The organism is Enterobacter sp. 4974935, from assembly GCF_058661735.1.
The window spans coordinates 17,179-37,926 of record NZ_JBZWGT010000003.1 but is presented as its reverse complement, the minus strand read 5'-3'; the positions used below and the strand labels follow the sequence as shown (position 1 = coordinate 37,926).

The window sequence follows — 20,748 nt, the reverse complement described above, 5'->3', positions numbered from 1 at the left end:
GAGTACCGCCAAAGCGGCATTAAAAGTCGTTTTTCTTTTTATTTATAGGAGGTTAAACATACCTGACTTTCTGTTGAAATAAAGTGACAACCCTATAATCATTTGCAATGTCTCCGGAGGATCGTCATGCCCGCCTTAACCACCGCGCGTCTCACCTGCTTGCCGCTGCAAGAGCAAGACTGGCCCTTTTTTCTGTCGCTACAGCAAAATCCTGACGTGATGCGTTTTGTCGCCCATGAGCGTAGCGAGGCTGACATTCGGGAGGCCTTTGAGTCTCGTCTGTTGCCGTGGGCACCGGGCAGCTCGCACTGGCTCTGCCTTATGGTGCGTGAGACGGCCAGCCAGACGCCGCTGGGCGTAACCGGCTATGTGCACCGGGAAGCAGATTGTGCCGAAGTCGGTTTTCTCTTTGCGCCCTCTGCGCAGGGGAAAGGTTACGGCTTTGAATCTCTGCGGGCGGTGTGTGATTTCGCGCTGACCCAGGGCAATATCCGTCGGCTCACCGCGACCGTGACGGCGGGAAATATCGCCTCAAGGCGACTGCTGGAAAAAACAGGTTTTCAGCTGGAAGGTGAGTTGCGCGAGAGTTATTTCCTTTCAGGGCAATGGCATAACGACTGGCTATTCGGTTTACTGAAAAAGGAATATCCGTTCAGTAAAACCTGATCAACGGCCATTTGGCGGATATTCCCCGGGCTGTTTTCCCTTTATAGTTCCGCCATAAAGAGGAAACGCTTATGACGGGTTATGCAATGCAGATATCTTCTGCTGCAATCGCATTAATTAAAAAACAGCAGGGTCTTTCCCTGGAGAAATACCGTGACGAAAAGGGAATATGGGTTATAGGTTACGGTCACGTGATTCGCCAGTGGGAAAAATTTAACGGCCTCATCACGCCGACTGAGGCGGAGAATTTGCTTTTCAATGATATTCATTTATGTGAGTCGCTGCTGCGGGAAATGAACAAACGCCCATTAACCCAACAGCAGCATGATGCACTGGTATTAACGCTCTTCAGTTTTGGGGAAGATCCCCCTCTGCCAGAGAAGATCCTTCAGGCCGTCGCCCGGGTATAGTACATCGCGGCCTGCGTCCGGTTTTTGACATCAAGACGACGGAAAAGCGTCTCAAGATGGGCTTTTACCGTTGCCGCACTGATATTGAGATTACGACCTATCTCTTTATTTGACTCTCCGGCCGCCAGTAATTTCAATACCTCACGCTGGCGCTCACTTAACAATGACAGCTCATCATGAGAGGAGTGCTGGTTCATCCACTCGCCGGGAAAACAGACCATCCCTCGCGATACAGAATCCAGCACGGCGGAAAAGCGTTCGGGATTCGCATTACGAGGGATTATTGCCACCACGTTGCGCTGTAGCATTTGCTCAACCCAGCGAGGCTCTTTTTTCGTTAACACCAGCACCACGCGCGCTGTTGGAAAACGATTCATAATCTCTTCCGGTAAAGCCACACCGTTATCATGAATTAAATACCCATCTATCATGACGATAGCGGAAGGTGACGCGGATAAGTGTGCCCATAATTCATCAGTCTGACGAGTTCCTGTCAAATCTATTTCCGGAATTAATTTCTGCAAACTGCACTTCGCTCCATGAATAAATAATGACTGCCTGTCAAACATGATTACTCGCATCGTATTACTCCTCTGAGAATAGCGAAGGGGGATTCTACAGAGGCATTTTTTAAGAAAAAACTCAATGAATGGAGAGGTTACAATTCACCCAGCTCTCTTTATATCTTTCATCATTTAGACACACCTGCTTTAAGGATTTCCTTAAGAGGGTTCCTTCCCCCTTAAGTCTGAACATTACAGGAACATACCGCCTGAAACTTCAATACGTTGCGCATTCATCCAGCCCAGTTTGTCACTGAGCAACGCCGCAATGGCGTCACCGATATCATCGGGCAGGCCCACCCGTCCCAGCGCCGTCTGCGAGGCCAGCAGCTGGTTAAGCTCCGCATTATCCCTTACGCGTCCGCCTCCAAAGTCGGTTTCAATCGCGCCAGGCGCGATGATATTGACGGAAATTCCGCGCACGCCAAGCTCTTTTGCCTGATAGCGGGTCAGCACTTCCATCGCCCCTTTCATTGCCGCGTAAGTCCCTGAACCTGGCTGAGTAAAACGGGCCAGTCCGCTTGAGACGTTCAGGATCCGTCCTCCGTCTTTTATGAGCGGCAGCAGCTGTTGTGTGAGGAAAAACGGACCTTTGAAGTGAATATTCACCGCATCATCAAACTGCGCTTCTGTCGTCTCGGTATAGGGTGCGTATAACCCTGTACCTGCGTTGTTCACTAAATAGTCAAAGGTGTCACGTTGCCAGACGTGTGTAAGGGTTTCCTTCACCTGTTGAGCGAAGCGCGCAAAACTTGCCGTATCGCCGACGTTAAGCTGCAATGCTGCCGCTTTTCTACCTTTTCCCTCAATTTCGCGTACAACTTCCTGCGCCTCCTGCTGACTGCTGTTCCAGGTCAGGATGATATCTGTCCCTTCCGCAGCAAGCTTCAAAACCGCATTTTTACCCAGGCCGCGGCTACCGCCCGTCACTAATGCAATACGTTCACGCATAATTCACCTCGTTTCGACTGCGATGAAGATTGAGAATGAGCTTATTAGATGGTAAAAAATCAATAAATAGTGCCGCCAACGCTTCACTGTTTCATTTCAAATAACAATGACCCATATCTATGGATAAAATATACGCAATGCAGCTTTTCCTTCGCGTCGCGGAACTGGAGAGTTTTACCCGCGCGGCGGAGACGTTAAGCCTGCCGAAGGGGAGTGTCTCGCGGCAGATCCAGGCGCTGGAGAACACGCTTGGCACTCAACTGCTGCACCGCACTACCCGCCGCGTCAGCCTGACGCAGGACGGCATGGTTTATTACGAACGCGCAAAAGATCTGCTGATGAATCTGGACGAACTGGACGGCATGTTTCTGCACGACCCTTCCACCATCAGCGGTCGGCTACGTGTAGATATGCCCGTTGCCATTGCACGAAATGTCGTCATTCCGAAACTGCCTGCATTTTTACAACAGTTTCCCGGCATTGAGCTTGAGCTGAGCAGCAGCGATCGTCTGGTCGATGTCATCCGCGAAGGATTTGACTGCGTGGTTCGCGTGGGAAACTTGAAGGACTCCGGGCTTATCGCCCGCCCGCTTGGGAAGCTTTCAGTGATTAACTGCGCCAGCCCGGATTATCTCACGCGATTCGGCTACCCTGAGACGCTGGATGATTTGGGCTCACACGCCCTCATTCATTACTCCGCCACGCTGGGCACCCGTCCTCTGGGTTTTGAGTATTTCAACGGCAGCGCGACCCAGTGGATAAAAACGGGAGGCGTTTTGACGGTTAACAGCACGGAAACCTACCAGGCCGCCTGTATCGCCGGGCTTGGCATTATTCAGGTCCCGCGCGTCGGGGTGCGTGATGCCCTGCGCACGAAAAAACTCGTTGAGATCCTGCCGCAATATCGGGCTGAACCAATGCCCGTCTCCCTCATTTATCCCCACCGCCGTAACCTCTCCCGTCGGGTGCATGTGTTTATGGAGTGGCTTACCGAACTCACAAAAAGTTACGTGGACTAGTCGCAAGCTATAATTCAGTAACATCCAGCTCAACGAAAAGGAAAATGCGCGTGACGCCGGAAAATAACCCGCAACGACCGACTCAACATTTAGATTATGAACCCATCAAAAAGATGGATAACGAGCCTGAAGCGCCGAAGGAGCCTGGAACGACCAGCAAAGCGCTGGGCACCGTGACCGGCATAGCCGAAAAAATTCAGCAGATACCCGCGATTGCTCACCTGATCCGCGCCGCTGAGCGCTTTAACGACCGCATGGGAAATCAGTTTGGCGCGGCGATCACCTACTTCTCTTTCCTGTCGATGATCCCCATCCTGATGGTGTCGTTTGCTGCCGCCGGTTTTGTTCTGGCGTCTCACCCGACGCTGTTGCAGGACATCTTCAATAAGATCCTGACCAACGTCAGCGACCAGACGCTCGCCACGACGCTCAAAAGCACCATCAATACCGCCGTGCAGCAGCGTACCACCGTGGGTATCGTCGGGTTGCTGATTGCGCTCTATTCCGGGGTTAACTGGATGGGCAACCTGCGTGAGGCCATTCGCGCCCAGTCGCGTGACGTCTGGGAGCGTACGCCGCAGGATCAGGAGAAGATATGGGTGAAGTATTTGCGCGACTTTATCTCGCTGATTGGTCTGCTGGTGGCGCTGGTCATCACGCTCTCTATCACCTCGGTCGCCGGTTCTGCGCAGCAGATGATTATCTCCGCGCTGTATCTGGACTACATTGAATGGCTGAAACCGGCCTGGCGCGGTATAGGGCTTGCTATCTCCATCTTTGCTAACTACCTGCTGTTCTTCTGGATCTTCTGGCGTTTGCCCCGCCATCGGCCGCGCAAGAAGGCGCTGATCCGTGGGACGTTGATTGCCGCCATTGGCTTTGAGGTGATCAAAATTGTGATGACCTATACGCTGCCATCGCTGGTGAAGTCCCCCTCCGGCGCGGCCTTTGGTTCGGTGCTGGGGCTGATGGCCTTCTTCTATTTCTTCGCACGCCTGACGCTGTTCTGTGCCGCGTGGATCGCCACCGCAGAGTATAAAGACGACCCGCGCATGCCGGGAAAAACCCACCACTGATGTCCTGTCGGGCTGATATTTCAGCCCGATTCATCATTTCAGCATATAAATCCAGACCGTAACTTTTATTTAACTCAAAACCAGTTTTAATGACTGATATTTAAAATGTGTGAAGCATTTCATGGAAGTGTTTTCGCTGGCCTGAAAATTATCCGCTTTTTGTTGCTTTTATGACCATGTCACGCCTTTGTTACAGATTGAAATGTCGCTTTTGCTGTGCCTAATATGGCCCTTCGTTCGTCCAAAAATAAGAAAATATTATGCAAGCAACAGCCACCACACTTAACGAAGGGGCGGAACACGTTCCGGTCAACTCCCGCAATAAAGTCGTCGTCGCATCGCTGATTGGCACCGCCATTGAGTTCTTCGACTTTTATATTTACGCCACCGCTGCGGTCATTGTCTTTCCGCATATTTTCTTCCCGCAGGGCGACCCGACGGCAGCCACGCTACAGTCTTTAGCTACCTTTGCTATCGCCTTCGTTGCGCGTCCTATAGGTTCAGCGGTCTTTGGCCACTTTGGCGATCGCGTCGGTCGTAAAGTGACGCTGGTTGCCTCGCTGCTGACGATGGGGATCTCCACCGTCGCCATCGGCCTGCTGCCGACCTATGAAACTATCGGCATTCTGGCGCCTGTGCTGCTGGCGCTGGCGCGCTTTGGTCAGGGCCTGGGGCTGGGCGGGGAATGGGGCGGCGCGGCGCTACTGGCGACCGAGAACGCCCCGGCGCGTAAGCGTGCCCTGTATGGCTCTTTCCCACAGCTGGGCGCGCCGATTGGCTTCTTCTTCGCGAACGGCACCTTCCTGCTCCTCTCCTGGCTGCTGACCGATGAACAGTTCATGAGCTGGGGTTGGCGTATTCCGTTCGTCTTCTCTGCCGTGCTGGTGCTGATTGGCCTGTACGTGCGCGTGTCGCTGCACGAGACGCCGGTCTTCGCTAAAGTCGCCGCGGCGAAAAAGCAGGTTAAAGTTCCGCTGGGGACGCTGCTGACCAAACACCTCCGCGTGACCGTGCTGGGTACGTTCATCATGCTGGCGACCTACACGCTGTTCTATATCATGACCGTGTACTCCATGACCTACAGTACCGCCGCCGTACCGGTCGGACTGGGCCTGCCGCGTAACGAAGTGCTGTGGATGCTGATGATGGCGGTTATTGGATTTGGCGTGATGGTGCCCATCGCGGGCCTGCTGGCGGATAAATTTGGCCGTCGTTCAAGCATGATCGTCATCACCTCGCTGATCATCCTGTTCGCACTGTTTGTCTTCCCGCCGCTGCTGGGTTCAGGTAGCCCTGCGCTGGTGATGGCGTATCTGCTGATTGGTCTGAGCCTGATGGGGCTGACCTTTGGCCCAATGGGCGCGCTGCTGCCGGAGCTGTTCCCGACTGAAGTGCGTTATACCGGCGCGTCGTTCTCCTATAACGTTTCGTCTATTCTGGGCGCCTCGGTGGCCCCGTATATCGCCACGTGGCTTCAGGCGAACTATGGTCTGTTCTATGTGGGTGTCTATCTGGCGGCCATGGCAGCGTTGACGCTGATTGCGCTGCTGCTGACGCACGAAACTAAGCATCAGACTCTGTAAGCGAATGCCGGGTGGCGGCTACGCCTTACCCGGCCTACGATTCACATGTAGGCCGGGTAAGCGCAGCGTCACCCGGCAAGAACAGGCCACACCTTACTTCTTCATCTGCGACAAAATCGTCCGACACTGATTCGCTTCGCCTTCTGACGGCGAAATCAACGCCAGCAGCGCCGCCGCAGGGGTGACCAGCGTGGCGAGGGCGGCGGCAACCGCACCGCGCGCAATCAGCGGCCCGGCCTTCACGCCCGCCTGCGGATCTTTGAAGGTCCCGCGAACGTAGAGCGGCGAGCGCAGGGTGATGATGCGAATGCCTTTACTTTCCGGATCGATGGTTAAATCCAGCTGCTCGGACGCCATGCTGGCGGTACCGGTGATGTTGATAACCGCGTTTTCCGTGTCGAATGCGAAAATCTGCGGACGCGCCACACCGTTGACCAGGTCCACGTTTGCCGCCGCGCAGTTCACGCGCACTTCATCGTCTCCGAAGATTTGTCCGACGATGAAGTTACCGACGTTCAGCCCCAGGATCTCCATCAGGTTACGGCTCACCAGCCCATCGTTCATTAGCAGCTTCAGGTTGCCGTTTCCGCTGCCTAACAGCGCGGCCACAGAGTTACCCGTGCCGCGAATATCCGCATCGCCGTTCATCTCACCGAGGGTTTTCTGCATCAACTCCACGTCCGGCATCAGCTCTTTCAGCTTCAGACGACGCGCCTGGATCTCCGCCCTTCCCTGCATCGGCTTTTTATCCCCCTCAAGGTGGATATTCGAGGAAATGGTTCCCCCGGCCATGCCAAACTTCAGCGGTTGCAGGCGCAGATCGGCGTTTTTCAGGATGATATGGGTCGAGAGGTTGCTCAACGGCAGCGTGCTGCCATGCTCAATTTTACGTCCTTTGAAGCGCACGTCCGCATCCATTACGTCCCACTTGTCGGTTTCGAAGCGGTCATAGGGCAGCACTTTACCCGCAGGCTGAGCGTCCTTTTTGACCTCTTTTGACTTCGTGCCTTTACCCGAATCTACGCCAATCAGCGGACCAAGATCGGCCAGACGCAGCTGGCGGGATTCAACGTCCCCCTCCAGTTTCGGGCGCGGTTTTCCGGTGGTGTAGGTCAGCGTGCCGTGTATATCGCTATCGCCGATGCGGCCGTTGAACCCCCGGTAGTCAAAGACGGACGATTTTTCAGCGTCGATTTTTGCGACCAGCCGCCCGTCCGTTTCAAACGGCGGGGTATCCGGCAGCAGCACGCCGGTGAGATCGTACAGTTCACCCAGCGAATCCCCGGCAAACTTAAGCTGGAGGTCGACGCCGCCCATGTTCATCGGGTCGTTAACCGTGCCCACGAACGCCACGCGGGTATTGCCCGAGCGGAAGTCCGCCTGCACCGGGAACGGCGTACCCTCGCTCCTGAGCGCCAGCATACCGCCGATTTTGCCTTTACCGGTCAGTGGCTGGCCGTTGTAGCGCCCTTTCGCTGTCAGGCCGAAGACGTAATCGCCAGCTTTGCTGTCATCGCCTTTGGCTTTGCTGCCCGTCACTTCGCTAAACGGCAGCGGCTTGCCCAGCGGATCGACGAGGATCTCCACGTCAGCCTTACTTACTTTATCGTCAATGGCGATCCGCCCCCGATCGAACAGAATATTGTCGAGGCGGAAGGACCACGAAGAGGGCTGCGCATTCGGATCTTTATCGCCGCTGCTGGCGAGATCGAACGTCCAGTTATTGGTTTTCTCCGACAGGCGAATCAGCCGCGCGTCGGGCTGCTGAAGTTTGATCCACGGCAGATACACCGTTTTGGTTAACAGGGCTAACGGCGCCAGCGTGGCTTCCACGCGCGGCAGGTGGATCATGGTCACTTCGGGGATGTCCGGCGGGTTGCCAAGAATGATGTCGTCAGCGTGAACGTGCGGCCAGGGCACCCAGCTTCGCCAGCCGGTTTCCTCTTTCTGACGCTCCCACACGACCCCCAAATCGCCACGTATTGCGAAGGGGCGGTTTAGCTCGGTCGAGACTTTCTGGTTGATGGTCGGTTTGAGGCGGTTCCAGTCAAACGTGGCGATAATGATGATTAAGACCACGATCAGCAACAAGAAAATCCCTGCTGTCCAGGAAATCACCCTGGTTGTTTTTGTCATTGTTGTCCCCTTTCCTGATGAACTTGCCTTTAAAACTATAGTTCAGACAAAGGGAAGCGGGCAGATCAGAGGGTGGTTATCACCTTTTCCAGGGTATCCATGGGGACAGGACGAGAGAGGAAATAACCCTGTGCCGCCGCTGCCGGAGAATTTTGCACGTCGCGCCACTCTTCCAGCGTTTCCACGCCTTCCACAATGACGCCCTGGCAATAGCGGTTCATCAGTTGCAGGAGCATCGTAAACAGGTTCCGTCCTTCCGGTGTCTGGCGCAGCATGATAAACAGATCGCGGGCCACTTTGATGTAGTCATAACGCACTTCGCTCAGGGCGGAGAAGTTGGCCATACCGGTACCGAAATCATCCAGCCACAGCGGGCCAAACTCACACATCGAGGCAAATGAGGAGTCCTGCGGCAGCTGAACATGTTCCACCAGCTCGAAGCGCATCCACGGCAGGGTGGCAATCAGCGCCTGCAGCGTCGCATTCTGACGTAACGCCATCAGGGTTGGACCATCCACGTTCACCGAAGCCAGAATACCGTGCTGCTCGAAGAACGCCTGCTTCGTCGCCAGCATTCTCAACTGCTCTTCCAGCACGTCGATGCGCTGACGCACGGCAACCTCCGCAAAATAGCGGTCCGGCGCGATACGCTGCGAAGGGTTCGATGGATGAGTGACGACCGTTAACACCTCAATTGCCATTAACCGACCGTCAGTACGGTAGATAGGCTGATAGGTATACGCTCGCTCACATTGCAGCCAGTAGCGATGCTCCTGCAAGTTCTCAATACTTGCCTCAGGCGTAGTGCTCAGCCGCTGGATAACCTGCTCTGACTTCATTTCGGATGTCCTGTTGTATGGGATAGCCTTTCTGGACTCGTCACTGAGTTATCGGCCCGCCAGGTGAGAACTTTATGTTCAATTCAGCGGGAAAATGAAATTAAGATGACAGAAATATGCCGGAACACGCGCTGGCTCAAAAAAAATAATGGAACGTCGTTTTAATATGGTTGACCGTAAAAAACACACAGCGCACACTACCCTTAATTACTCTGTTCAGGTTCACGACTATGTCTAAGAAAATTGCCGTGATTGGCGAATGCATGATTGAGCTGTCCCAGAAAGGCGCGGAAGTCAGCCGCGGTTTTGGCGGCGATACATTGAACACCTCCGTTTACATTGCCCGTCAGGTCGCCCCCGACGCGCTGAGCGTGAGCTACGTTACCGCGCTGGGAACGGACAGCTTCAGCCAGCAGATGCTGGAGGCCTGGCAGGGTGAAAACGTTGAAACTTCGCTGATCCAGCGAATGGAAAACCGTCTGCCGGGTTTGTACTACATCGAAACCGACAGTACCGGCGAGCGCACCTTCTATTACTGGCGTAATGAAGCGGCTGCCAAATTCTGGCTGGAAAGCGATGCCGCCGCTGCGATTTGCGAAGAGCTGGCCACCTTCGATTACCTCTACCTGAGCGGGATCAGCCTGGCGATCCTGAGCCAGCAGAGCCGTGAAAAGCTGCTGTCACTGCTGCGTGAATGCCGTGCCAACGGCGGTAAGGTGATTTTCGATAACAACTACCGTCCGCGCCTCTGGGCCAGCCGTGAAGAGACGCAGCAGGTGTATCAGCAGATGCTGGAATGCACCGATATCGCCTTCCTGACGCTGGACGATGAAGATGCCCTGTGGGGTGAAAAGCCGGTTGATGAGGTCATCGCCCGGACGCAGGCCGCTGGGGTCAGCGAAGTGGTGATTAAGCGCGGGGCGGAGTCTTGCCTGGTGGCGGTGGCGGGTGAAGCCGTGAAAGAGGTGCCGGCGGTGAAGCTGGCGAAAGAGAAAGTGATTGATACCACTGCGGCGGGCGATTCTTTCAGCGCGGGGTATCTGGCGGTACGTTTGACGGGAGGTACGCCAGAAGCGGCAGCGCAGCGCGGACACTTGACGGCCAGCACGGTGATTCAGTATCGCGGAGCGATTATTCCGCGCGAGGCGATGCCTGCTTAAGGAATGGGCGGGCTGATGCCCTCACCCTAACCCTCTCCCACAGGGCTGAGGGTTCCCCACAAATTAATGCGAGCACTGAGCAATCCCCTCGCCCCTCCGGGGAGAGGGTGAGAGTGAGGGGAACATACGGCGGTGGTGGTCATTCCGTTCACTTTATGTTCCTTGCTACTCTGTAACGACATGACCGGTGAACGTGCCAGGGTGGCTCAGTCGCCACCACCCTGGCGACCCGGGCTCCCGGCGGTAAATCGCCGCTTCGCGGTGACCTCGGCTTATTCCTTCCGGCTTATCGGGTACGGGCGGAGGCAACGTCCCTGTAAAGCCGCCCTCTCGGCGCATCCCTGCGCCTCGCCCCGGCCGGAAGGCAAACGCCTCAGCGATTTACAGCCGGACCAGGGCATCGCTGACAGCCCTCAGTCATTTAGAAAGCAACTTTATTGCTTCTGCATAAAATCCCTCAGCCCACAGGGAGAGGGAACGCAGGGCCTTACTGGCCCTGCGGAATATCGCTCGCATCCTGGTGCAAATCATCGGCCGCCGCCTGTACTGGCTGCGACGGCGTCGCCATGATGGCGTTCCAGGTGGCCTTTAACTCTTTCATGTCATATTCCGGCTCACCTTTCGGCTGCAACAGAATCAACGCCATATCCTGAGACAGCTGCTGCCGCAGATCCTGATTCAGCATCTCCACGGTCAGACCGTTCAGGAAATCCTGACGCAATTTCTGATACTGCTCCGGCGCGATGTCCACGACCTGATTCTGTAAGGAGCGAATGCGCTGGCTGATTAAGATATCGGTATCGGCGCGGGCATAGGTGGCAAACAGTTTCTGCAATTCGAGGGATTTCTGCGCCACCAGCGCGTTAAATTCCTCTTCAGACAGGCCCTCTTTACGCACTTTAGCCAGCTCTTTCGCCACCACGCCGAGATTGGCATTCAGCTTATCACCCGGCGATTCGACGTTAATGGCGCACTGGGCGCGCTGGAACAGCACGCGGCAGTCAAAGCCCAGACCAATGTCTTTCACGTTGTTCTTGCTGAGCGTCTGCTGAACATGCCAGAACAGCGCTTCACGCGCCAGGTCCGCACGCCAGTAACGCAACAGCGCCGAGGACTCGCGGATCGGCTGCCAGGCGGTATCCCACATCATCGAAAGACGATCCTGACGCACGGTATCCGTCATGATACTGACCGTCTCAGGACGCAGCGGGGACAAAGTAGGAACAGGGGCGGGCGTTTCACGCTTCCCTTTTAGATCGCCAAAGGCTTTGTTGATCTGCTCTATCACCGCACGGCTGTCCACGTTGCCCACTACAATGAGGGTCATGGCATCCGGGGTGTACCACTGCTGGTAGAAAGATTTCACCTGCTCTGGATCCACCGGCTGTTTCAGCGGTTCTGCCGGGTCGTGGCCAAGCAGCGTGGACCCTTTCAGGCGGTAGCGCCACCAGCCTTCTTTGGTATCCGTCGGCCAGGTCGCCACCATGTCGCTGTTGCTCAACGCATAGTTTACGGTCTCAGGCGTAATCGCCAGTTTGCCGGTGGCATCGGAAAGATAGGTCAGCGCTTCTTTAAGCAGATCGTTACGGTTGTTGGGCAGGCTCAGATTAAACATGGTGTAGTCATAGGAGACCACAGCCGGGGGCAGCGGACGTTTAGGATCGATGGCCTGTTGCCATAAAGAACGCACCTGAACCGCCTGCAAACTGCCGCTCTGGGTGAGCGCCAGTCGAGGAATAAAATGGCTTAAGCCGGTCTGCTGGGTGCTTTCAGTGAGGGAGCCGGTATTCACAGCCAGACGAATTTCAATGCGATCGCTCGGACGTTGCGGAGTGGATAACACCTGCCACTGGAATCCGTTCGCCAGTGTTCCCTGTTGCCAGGCCGGGTCTGGCTGGAGCGCATCTGCCTGCACATAACTGGCTGCTGCCATCATCAGCAAACCGCCGGTTAAGAGTCGAATTTTTGTGCCCTGCATGTGAACCCCTGATCAACATTCCTGGTTAAAGAGAGTGTCTCGCGACGTGAGCACTCAAAGATGACGATGAAAACCTTCCGATTAGACAGCGTGTTCGGCTAAACGTCACGGGCGGAAGCGAAATATACCCAAAAAAATTTTGTCGAAATATGACAGGTATGAGCGGTTATTATGCGCAGGTGCCCGCATCCCCACAAGGGAATACGGGCATTTATGAGGGATTAAGAGGATAAACCGGGGGTTTTGTCCTCAGATGTGCGATTATTCAGCGTATCGTTAAGTTTCTTGTGATCCAGCTCTTTTACCCACTTCGCCACCACAACCGTCGCTACACCATTACCAATCAGGTTGGTTAACGCGCGGGCTTCAGACATAAAGCGGTCGATACCGAGGATCAGGGCCAAACCCGCCACCGGCAGATGGCCAACCGCTGAGATAGTGGCCGCCAGCACGATAAATCCGCTACCCGTTACGCCCGCCGCCCCTTTCGAGGAGAGCAGGAGGACGACCAGCAGCGTAATCTGATGGAAGATATCCATGTGGCTGTTGGTGGCCTGAGCAATAAAGACCGCCGCCATCGTCAGGTAAATCGAGGTGCCGTCCAGGTTAAAGGAGTAGCCCGTAGGAATAACCAGCCCCACCACTGACTTACGACAGCCCAGCTTTTCCATTTTATCGAGCATACGCGGCAGCGCGGACTCAGAAGAGGATGTGCCGAGGACAATCAGCAGCTCTTCACGAATGTAACGGATAAATTTGAAGATGCTGAAGCCGGTCGCACGAGCGATGGAGCCGAGCACCACCACCACAAACAGAATACAGGTGATGTAGAAGCAGATAATCAGCTGGCCAAGCTGTACCAGCGTGCCGACGCCGTATTTCCCGATGGTGAAGGCCATCGCGCCAAAGGCACCAATCGGGGCCAGACGCATAATCATGTTGATGATGCCGAAGATAACCTGCGAGAAGCTTTCAATGACGTTAAAAATCAGCTGACCTTTGCTGCCAAGACGGTGCAGGGCAAAGCCAAACAGCACGGCAAACAGCAGTACCTGGAGGATATTTCCGCTGGCGAACGCGCCAATCACGCTGCTCGGGATCACGTCCAGCAGGAAGGCAACAATCCCCTGATCTTTCGCCTGTTCAGCGTAAACCGCCACCGCTTTCGCATCCAGCGTGGCCGGGTCAACGTTCATGCCCGCGCCAGGCTGTACCACGTTGACAATAATCAGGCCGATAATCAGCGCGATGGTACTGACAATCTCGAAGTACAGCAGGGCAACCGCCCCCGTACGCCCGACCGCCTTCATGCTTTCCATGCCGGCGATACCGGTCACCACGGTACAGAAGATGACCGGCGCGATGATCATTTTGATGAGCTTAACGAACGCGTCGCCAAGCGGTTTCATTTGCGCGCCCAGCTCCGGGTAGTAGTGACCGAGCAGAATACCGATGGCGATGGCTGTCAGGACCTGGAAGTAAAGACTTTTGAAGAGTGAGGTTTTCATAGGGTGTCCCTGGAAAGAATAACTACAGGCTTTGTAAGGTTATGGTTAACCTGCGGCTTTAAAATAACACCCACATAACAGGACAGAAATAAACGGGGTTCAAATTTGAAACACAAATGTTAAGAACTTTGAGCTGGCTCGCACAAGCCAGCAACAAAATTACACTTTTGCGTTATTGCCAGCGTCGGCGAGATAGCGTCGCTCAAAGGTATCCGTCGGCACGGCGCGGCCAAACAGGAAGCCCTGACCGCTCTCCACACCCGCCGCAGCCAGCCACTCGCGCTGGGCTTCGGCCTCAATACCTTCGGCAGTCACGTGCAGGTTCAGGCTGTGCGCCATCTGGATAATGGCCTGCACCAGGCTGCAATCCTCCGGCAGCCCTTTCACAAAGGTTTTGTCGATTTTCAGGACGTCCACCGGCAGGGTTTTCATGTGCTGGAGCTGACGCAGGCCGGAATACCCCATACCAAAATCGTCAAGCGCAATGCGGATCCCGGCATTACGCAGCGGTTTCAGAATGGCGACAGCGTCGTCAGGATTGTCAATACAACGGCTCTCGGTGACTTCCAGGATCAACGTGTGGGGCTGGATGCGGTAGCGATGGATCAACTCGAGCATATCCGGCACCATAGTCGGGTGCATCAGCTGTAGCGCAGAAAGATTCACCGACAGCGGCAGCGTGATGCCCCGTTGTTGCCAGGCCGCAAGCTGGCGGCACGACTCTTCCAGCACCCAGTATCCGACGGTGACCATCAGGCCGCAGGACTCGATACGTTCGATCATCCCCTCAGGCAGCTCCCACGTGCCGTCCGGCTGCTGCATGCGCAGCAACGCTTCGGCGCTGGTCACTTCACCCGTGCGCAAATCCACCTGCGGCTGTAGCCAGAGCGCAAACTGGCGATTGTCCATCGCCGTCAGAATGTCGCTCTCTTCCGTCAGGCGCTGCTGGGCTTTTTCCATTTGCTCCGGATCAAAGAACTGGATCTGGTTCTTGCCTTTTCGGCGCGCGGTAAACGCTGCTGAGAAAGCCCGACGGTATAACTGCTCGGCGGTCAGACCACCGTAGTACATTGCGATACCAATGCTGGCACTTGGGCGTAGCTGGATACCCTGAATGGGTAGCCGCTCATTTATGACAGTGAGTACTTGCTGACCTAGCGTAATAGCGTGCCACGGCTCTTTTACACCGTGCGCAATCACCACCAGGTCATAGCCGCTGACCTGGGTAAGTACCATGCGCGGCGCCAGCACAGATTTGATTTTTTCCACCAGCGTCAGTAATAGCATCTCGCGCTGGCTCTCTTTCAGCACGCCCGTCGTGTCCTGCAAGGTCTCGCAGGCAATCACCATCAGCGCGGTGGTCTGCTGGCGAGCGACGGTCTGCTCCAGCAGGGCCATTAAAAACGCTTTGTTTGGCAGGTCGGAAACCGGGAAACGGGTGGCGTTATTACTGACCTCTTCCTGCTGACGCAGGACACGCTGCTGGTTGATATTGTAACTGCGGACCAGCATGCCGATTTCATCGTCGTGATGCAGACGCGGCAAGGGAAGCTGATGCCCCATGTGCTCCTGCGGAGAGAGGTCATTCAGCTCCCGGGCTATGCGGCGCAACGGATGCACAATTAACCGGTTGATGCACCACGTCAGCGCCACGCTCAACATTAAGGTCAAAAGTAAGTAAGTAGTCACTAACGTAGCAACCCAACTCATGACGAATTTATACATGCGGTACGAGTCCGCCTGTAGTACCAGATAGGCCAGCGGCTGCGGGTTAGCCGGTCTTTCTAGGGAATAGAGAGGCAGGGAAATCTGCACCGGCAGTTCAAACAGGCGCATCACCATCATCGGGACGGGACGCTCCGGGATAAAGCTCATCCGCAGCGCCTGGAACTGGTTCGGCAGCACGACGTCGGCGCGGCTCACGATACCGGCGGGCTGAATGCGCTTCAGGATGGATTCCGCCTCGGGGATATCCCCTTTCAGGATCGAGGCCGACAGGGGTTCCCGCACCGAGCGAGCAATACTTTCCAGTTGCGAAGCCGTGTTATAGCGATTCTGCTGTACGGAATGAAACAGCAAAATGACGCAGAAGATGAAGACAAACAGCATTGTGACGGCAGACACCATCGCCATCTGTTTGATCGTTAAGGAACGGCTGACACGCAAAATGACTCTCCACAAAACTCGAAGCGCAGGGCGCACCAGGGCGTAAACCTGGTGCGCCCGAGTATACCCGATAGCTGCACTTTTAAGAGAGACTTACAATTAGATTAAGCAAAAATCCGATCACCAGTCTGCATAAGGCACCAGCGGTTCCGGCGGTAAGTCCATATCACCCTGCCAGCCTGCGGCAGAATACCGAACATAGAGCAGCGCATGGCTCGGGGTATAGTCTTTCGCTTCCTGAATATCGACGCCCAGACCGACAAACCAGTTGGACGTCACACGGCGTTCAACAATCGCCCTTGCGGTATAACCCGTCCCTGACGAGCTACTTCCGGTTCCCATCACACCTTTATCGGTATAACGGCCTGGCTCATTGTCCGGGATCAGCCCCTGCAACGGATAACGCATCACATCCTTTGTTTTTGAATGGGACCATGAGACGGAACCGCCCAGCTCCCATGACCAGTTCTCTGTGCGTTTACGCCAGTTCACCGGTAAGGCGAACGACACATACTCCTGGGGACTGTAGTAACCGCCCTGGCCCAGCGAATAGCCACTTAAATCTTTATCGTAATGCCAGAGCATATTGGACACGCCGACCGTCAGACGCTCGTTGTTCTGATTGATAAGCTTGTAGTAATAGCCGGTCATCCAGCGGACCCGCCAGTTATCTTCGACATTCTTCCCGGTGAGGCTGTCGGCACTCAGGCTTGACCAGATCCCGTTAGCTTCGCCTTTGTCGTAGCTCATGCTCACGCCGCCACCGGTAGCACGCACGCCGCCCCAGGTGGTGTCGGTATTGGGATCTTTTTGCCCGGCGAAGGCCAGCACAGAGCTGGAAATCGGACGACGATGGGCGTTCAGGGTGTAGCCAATCGGCCCCAAGTCGTTGCTGTAGCTCAGGCTGCCCACCACATCGACCACGTCGAAGCCCATCGGCGTTGTACCGATGTCCCACGCCCAGGTTTTGTTCTGCCAGCCGACTGCCACGCTGGCGCCGTTGGCCGACTGGTTCGTGCTGCCGTGACATGGCGTTTCGGCGCAGGTACCCCATGTCGGATCGTAGGTTCCGTTATTGGTGTCAAAGGAACCGGCGTTCATATTGACCAGATCGCTACGGAAGAACATGCGGCCATCCGATAGCGGCGCATCCACCTGGAGCATAGTGGTGTGCGCTTTCAGGTCGGAATAGCCCCCCGTGCCGCTGGATCCCCAGTAGTCGTGTTGCAGCGTGACGTTCAGATCCTGCTGACGATAAAGATCGCCTGCATCGCTGCGCACGCCGCGCTTCAGCCAGTCATCTTTCTCATCGTTACGCGTAAGACGCGTAAAGCTGTCGTTATCGGTCGGACGGGTCGTCGTGATGCCCGATGAGACCATCGCATCTTTCCAGGTGTCCAGCGCCTGCTGAGGCTGACCATTTTGTGCCTGGAAGCGGGCGGCATCACGTATCACCAGCGCACTTTCCATAGAAGGCGGCTGCGATTTTGCCTGAGGAACAATGGCGTTGAAGGTCTTTTCTGCCGCGGCAGGATCACCCAGACCGGCCTGCGCCATGGCGATCCGGCGCTGCATATTGAGGGAGAGCGGTTCGCCGTTTTGTGCCGCGGGCAGTTTCGCCAGCTCAGCGCGAGCGGCGTCCCTGTTGCCCTGAGCAAGATTGACTTCGGTCAGGCCGAGAATTGCGTCTTCGTTCTGCGGTTCCCGTTGCAGGACGGTGTTGTAGGCGGTTTTCGCGGCCTCGTGATCGCCACGCTGTTCAGCCCAGTCCGCCAGCGTTAAGTCAATACGGGTGGACGGGGGCTGCTGGCGAAGCAGCGCTTCCGCTTCCTGCTCTTTTCCACTGTCGCGCAGGCGGTTGGCGGTTTCCAGCACCTGATTACTTTGCAGGCGGTCCGCCAGCGCCTGGATGTTGCCGTTCCACTTGTCGCGCGGCAGCGTGTTCAGATGCGCCAGCGCGGCCCGGTCCCGATCGTTACCGGACAGGTACAGCCCGCTGGCGTAAACCTGATCCGGATCGCCCGGTTTCTGGCTTGCCAGCTGGCGCATCAGGTTATCCGCCTGGCTGAGCTGACCCGCGCTATACAGATCGCGTGATAGCCGGTAGGTGATCCACACGTCGCCCGGGGAAAGCGCAAGGCGTCGGCGCTGAATTTCTGCGGCCTGCGCATAGTTTCCCTGGCTATCCAGCTGTTCAGCCTGAGCCGAGAGCTGCTCGTTCGTCAGGCTACGTTCAATATCATCAATGCTGCGGCGCTGGCTGGCAGAGAGCGACTGAATAAACTGCGTCGCCTTCTCCGGAGACTGCTCGCGATAAATATTGGCAAGACCGCGTACCGCGTTGCTGTTGCCGCTGTCCATCCGCAATGCCTGGCGATAATAGCGTTCAGCCGCGTCGTTATCTTTCCGCGCCGCCGCCGCGTCACCCAGCCCCAGGACCGCGTAGCTGTCCGTATTGTCAATGTTGCGCGCCTGCTGATAATAGCGTTCCGCCTGGGCTGTCTTGTTGGCTTTCAGGGCGTTATCACCCTGCTGGATCAGCAGCCAGTATCGGTTAACCTTCAGCAGGCTGTCCCATTTGCCCCGGTTGTCGCTCTGCGGATCGAGGGCGATCGCCTTTTCAAACTGCGCAACCGCGCGGGCGCGATCGCCTTTCTGCGAATAGGCCTGCCCCAGCGCGCCTACGGCTTCACTGTCGGCGTGGTTGGCGCTGACTGCTTTCTGCAACTCCGTTACCGCTTTACTGCCCTGCCCGGCATCCACTGCGGCTAACCCTTCGGCTTTGGCGCGAAACGCCGGATCGGCGAGCTGTTTTTGCTGCGCTTCAAGCTGGGCGCGCGCCGCCGTCACGTTATCGCCATCGCTGAACACGCTCAGGTATTGTTGCAGCGCGGTAACGCTGGCGCTGCTGGCCGGCTGATCTTTGATCTGCTGGTACCACATGTCCGACGCCTGACTGCGGCCATTGTTCGATTTGGCCATCTCCTGTAAAACCGCAAACCCTTCATCACGCCGTCCACTCTGGAACAGAAGCTGCGCCAGCGAAGCCTGTAGCGGGGCGTTGCCCGGACTGCTGGCGTTGATTTTCTTCAGCTGATTAATGGCCAGATTGCGGCGGGCAGGCTCTTTCGCCACCACGTTCCAGTACTCCGTCGCGATGTCGCCGCTGGGCGGATTACCGTCAAACAGTTTGTCATACGCGGCAATAGCTTCCTGCGTGTGCCCGGTGGTGGCGAGCAGGCGAGCCTGCTGGAGGGCCTGGCGACCATCCGGCGTGGAGAGCAGCATGGTCGTACGGGAGGACTGATACGCACTGGAATCGGGTGCCATTCCTTTCAGGCGATCCAGCTCTTTTTGCGCGCCCGCCGTATCCCCCTGTCGTAACAGGTAGCGGAAGCGAGCGGCAATCACGTCCGGGTTGTTGGGGTCGATCAGCTCAAGGCGATAGAGCGACTGGCGCACCAAATCCTCACGCTGGGTGGATTCCCCCAGACGAACCTGTTCCAGCAGCTGTCTCTGCTGCGGGGAGTTGGCGGCCTGGGCCAGGGGCATGAGCGCCAGGCCAAGCGATAAGGCGAGTAGATTTAGTGTGAACGTGCGCATTCCTGGCCCCAATCCGGTAGTAATTCACCTTGCGCGGTGAAACGAAAACGATGCTGATCCCACCCTTGTCCAAAGAGGGTCAGAACGTAGCTGTAATAAGCATTGTTATCGGGAAAACGATCGGCGACACGCTGGCGTTGCACCGCCTGCGCGTCCCGTTCTTGTAAAAATGGAAGCAGGGAGGCAGAAAACCCTACCGGCCCATCTCCGGTACGTTTTCCGGTCGCTACGTCCACTTTTTCCGGCGGTAAGCCTTGTTTGATTGTGGTGGTCGCCATGGGCTTGAAACGCGCCAGTAGCCGGGCTTTCTGCGGATCGTTATCGTTCATCATACCTACCCACAGATAGACGCGAATCGCATCGTAACTGCCGATCAGGGTCGTATCCTGCTTCAACTGCCAGCCGCCCTTTTTCTGGTATTTCACCCAGTTCGGGGAAAATCCTTTTGGCGCGGTCTCCAGCAGCAGACGCAGGTTGGTTTCACGGAGCGTTGTCCACGGTGCGCCGAAACGGGTGAAATAGCTCGCAAGCTGCGGCGGCAGGTAGCTGGGGTTGAAGCGCCAGACACTCTCTTCGGCAAAACCGACTTTACCCGGCAGCAGCATAGAACCCAGCCCCGGCACCTTCACCACTTCCTCACTGGCAATGCGCGTCAACAGCGCCTTACCCGTGCGCGTGTAATCGGGATTTTTCCACAGCCGCCCGGCTTCCAGCAGCGACCAGGCAATCCAGATATCGGCATCGGACGCGGAGTTAGGGTCGATAACCGCCCAGGTGTTGTCGTCCTTTTTTCCCCATAGCCACGCCGGGAGATGTTGGGCTAAATCCCCCTCGGCAAGGTTATCGCGCGTCCATGTCAGCAGCAGATCGAACGTCTTGCGATCGTTTGCTGCCAGGGCAAAGAACAGTCCGTAGCTTTGCCCTTCGGAGGTGGTAATTTTGCGCGCGTCACTGGGATCAATGACGCGCCCACTTTCGCTCATATAATCCTGTTTGAACGTCTCCCAGGCAGGCCAGCGACAGGCGGCGTGAAGATTCGCCGCCGCCAGCATCAACGCTGCGACTACACACCCGCGAAAGATTTTCATCA

15 protein-coding genes are annotated in these 20,748 nt (G+C 56.1%); 6 read left to right on the top strand and 9 right to left on the bottom strand.

Annotation, left to right across the window (positions count from 1 at the left end; translation table 11 throughout):
* The first annotated feature begins 126 nt into the window (after positions 1-126).
* A complete protein-coding gene (locus AC4OVS_RS01275; RefSeq protein WP_063148103.1) occupies positions 127-666 on the top strand; it encodes a GNAT family N-acetyltransferase in 540 nt (179 codons plus the stop codon).
* Positions 667-737: 71 nt separating this feature from the next.
* Positions 738-1,076, top strand: a complete 339-nt coding sequence (locus AC4OVS_RS01270; RefSeq protein WP_063148102.1) for a lysozyme — start codon at positions 738-740, stop codon at positions 1,074-1,076.
* Here AC4OVS_RS01270 and AC4OVS_RS01265 read toward each other — a convergent pair.
* Positions 1,055-1,657, bottom strand: coding sequence for a response regulator transcription factor (locus AC4OVS_RS01265; RefSeq protein ID WP_022649715.1), 603 nt, complete (start codon positions 1,655-1,657; stop codon positions 1,055-1,057). The genes AC4OVS_RS01270 and AC4OVS_RS01265 overlap by 22 nt on opposite strands.
* A 174-nt stretch (positions 1,658-1,831) precedes the next feature.
* Positions 1,832-2,590, bottom strand: coding sequence for an SDR family NAD(P)-dependent oxidoreductase (locus tag AC4OVS_RS01260; RefSeq protein WP_023298834.1), 759 nt, complete (start codon positions 2,588-2,590; stop codon positions 1,832-1,834).
* Positions 2,591-2,709: 119 nt separating this feature from the next.
* Between AC4OVS_RS01260 and AC4OVS_RS01255 the strand changes: the two genes are divergently transcribed.
* The 3 genes from AC4OVS_RS01255 (at position 2,710) to AC4OVS_RS01245 (ending at position 6,268) form a co-directional block, all read left to right on the top strand.
* The gene (locus AC4OVS_RS01255; protein WP_491922125.1) at positions 2,710-3,609 is read left to right on the top strand and encodes a LysR family transcriptional regulator; all 900 of its coding nucleotides are present in this window, start codon (positions 2,710-2,712) and stop codon (positions 3,607-3,609) included.
* Between the two features lie 50 nt (positions 3,610-3,659).
* The gene (gene yhjD, locus AC4OVS_RS01250; RefSeq protein ID WP_022649719.1) at positions 3,660-4,685 is read left to right on the top strand and encodes an inner membrane protein YhjD; all 1,026 of its coding nucleotides are present in this window, start codon (positions 3,660-3,662) and stop codon (positions 4,683-4,685) included.
* Positions 4,686-4,945: 260 nt separating this feature from the next.
* On the top strand, positions 4,946-6,268 hold the full coding sequence (locus tag AC4OVS_RS01245) for an MFS transporter (protein WP_022649720.1): 1,323 nt from the start codon (positions 4,946-4,948) through the stop codon (positions 6,266-6,268).
* Positions 6,269-6,361: 93 nt separating this feature from the next.
* On the opposite strand, the gene AC4OVS_RS01240 is transcribed toward AC4OVS_RS01245, so the two are convergent.
* Both AC4OVS_RS01240 and pdeH read right to left on the bottom strand, forming a co-directional pair.
* Positions 6,362-8,404: an AsmA family protein gene (locus tag AC4OVS_RS01240; protein ID WP_023298835.1), complete on the bottom strand. Its 2,043-nt coding sequence runs from the start codon at positions 8,402-8,404 to the stop codon at positions 6,362-6,364.
* A 65-nt stretch (positions 8,405-8,469) separates the two neighbouring features.
* Entirely contained in the window at positions 8,470-9,243 is a 774-nt protein-coding gene (gene pdeH / locus AC4OVS_RS01235) for a cyclic-guanylate-specific phosphodiesterase (RefSeq protein WP_015571521.1), read from the bottom strand.
* 230 nt (positions 9,244-9,473) lie between these two features.
* On the opposite strand from pdeH, the gene kdgK reads away from it, so the two are divergent.
* Positions 9,474-10,403, top strand: a complete 930-nt coding sequence (kdgK, locus tag AC4OVS_RS01230; RefSeq protein ID WP_063148101.1) for a 2-dehydro-3-deoxygluconokinase — start codon at positions 9,474-9,476, stop codon at positions 10,401-10,403.
* Positions 10,404-10,890: 487 nt separating this feature from the next.
* On the opposite strand, the gene AC4OVS_RS01225 is transcribed toward kdgK, so the two are convergent.
* The 5 genes from AC4OVS_RS01225 to bcsZ form a co-directional block, all read right to left on the bottom strand.
* Entirely contained in the window at positions 10,891-12,381 is a 1,491-nt protein-coding gene (locus AC4OVS_RS01225; RefSeq protein ID WP_022649723.1) for a M16 family metallopeptidase, read from the bottom strand.
* Between the two features lie 221 nt (positions 12,382-12,602).
* Positions 12,603-13,889 carry a C4-dicarboxylate transporter DctC gene (gene dctA / locus AC4OVS_RS01220; RefSeq protein ID WP_022649724.1) on the bottom strand — a complete coding sequence of 429 codons (1,287 nt, stop codon included), beginning with the start codon at positions 13,887-13,889 and terminating at the stop codon, positions 12,603-12,605.
* Positions 13,890-14,048: 159 nt separating this feature from the next.
* Positions 14,049-16,055, bottom strand: a complete 2,007-nt coding sequence (hmsP, locus tag AC4OVS_RS01215) for a biofilm formation regulator HmsP (RefSeq protein WP_023307153.1) — start codon at positions 16,053-16,055, stop codon at positions 14,049-14,051.
* 120 nt (positions 16,056-16,175) lie between these two features.
* Positions 16,176-19,658 carry a cellulose synthase complex outer membrane protein BcsC gene (gene bcsC / locus AC4OVS_RS01210; RefSeq protein WP_491922124.1) on the bottom strand — a complete coding sequence of 1,161 codons (3,483 nt, stop codon included), beginning with the start codon at positions 19,656-19,658 and terminating at the stop codon, positions 16,176-16,178.
* Positions 19,640-20,746 (bottom strand): cellulose synthase complex periplasmic endoglucanase BcsZ, encoded by a 1,107-nt coding sequence (gene bcsZ, locus AC4OVS_RS01205; RefSeq protein ID WP_045622444.1) that lies wholly within the window; start codon positions 20,744-20,746, stop codon positions 19,640-19,642. Before bcsZ ends, bcsC begins: the two co-directional genes overlap by 19 nt.
* Between the last annotated feature and the right edge of the window lie 2 nt (positions 20,747-20,748).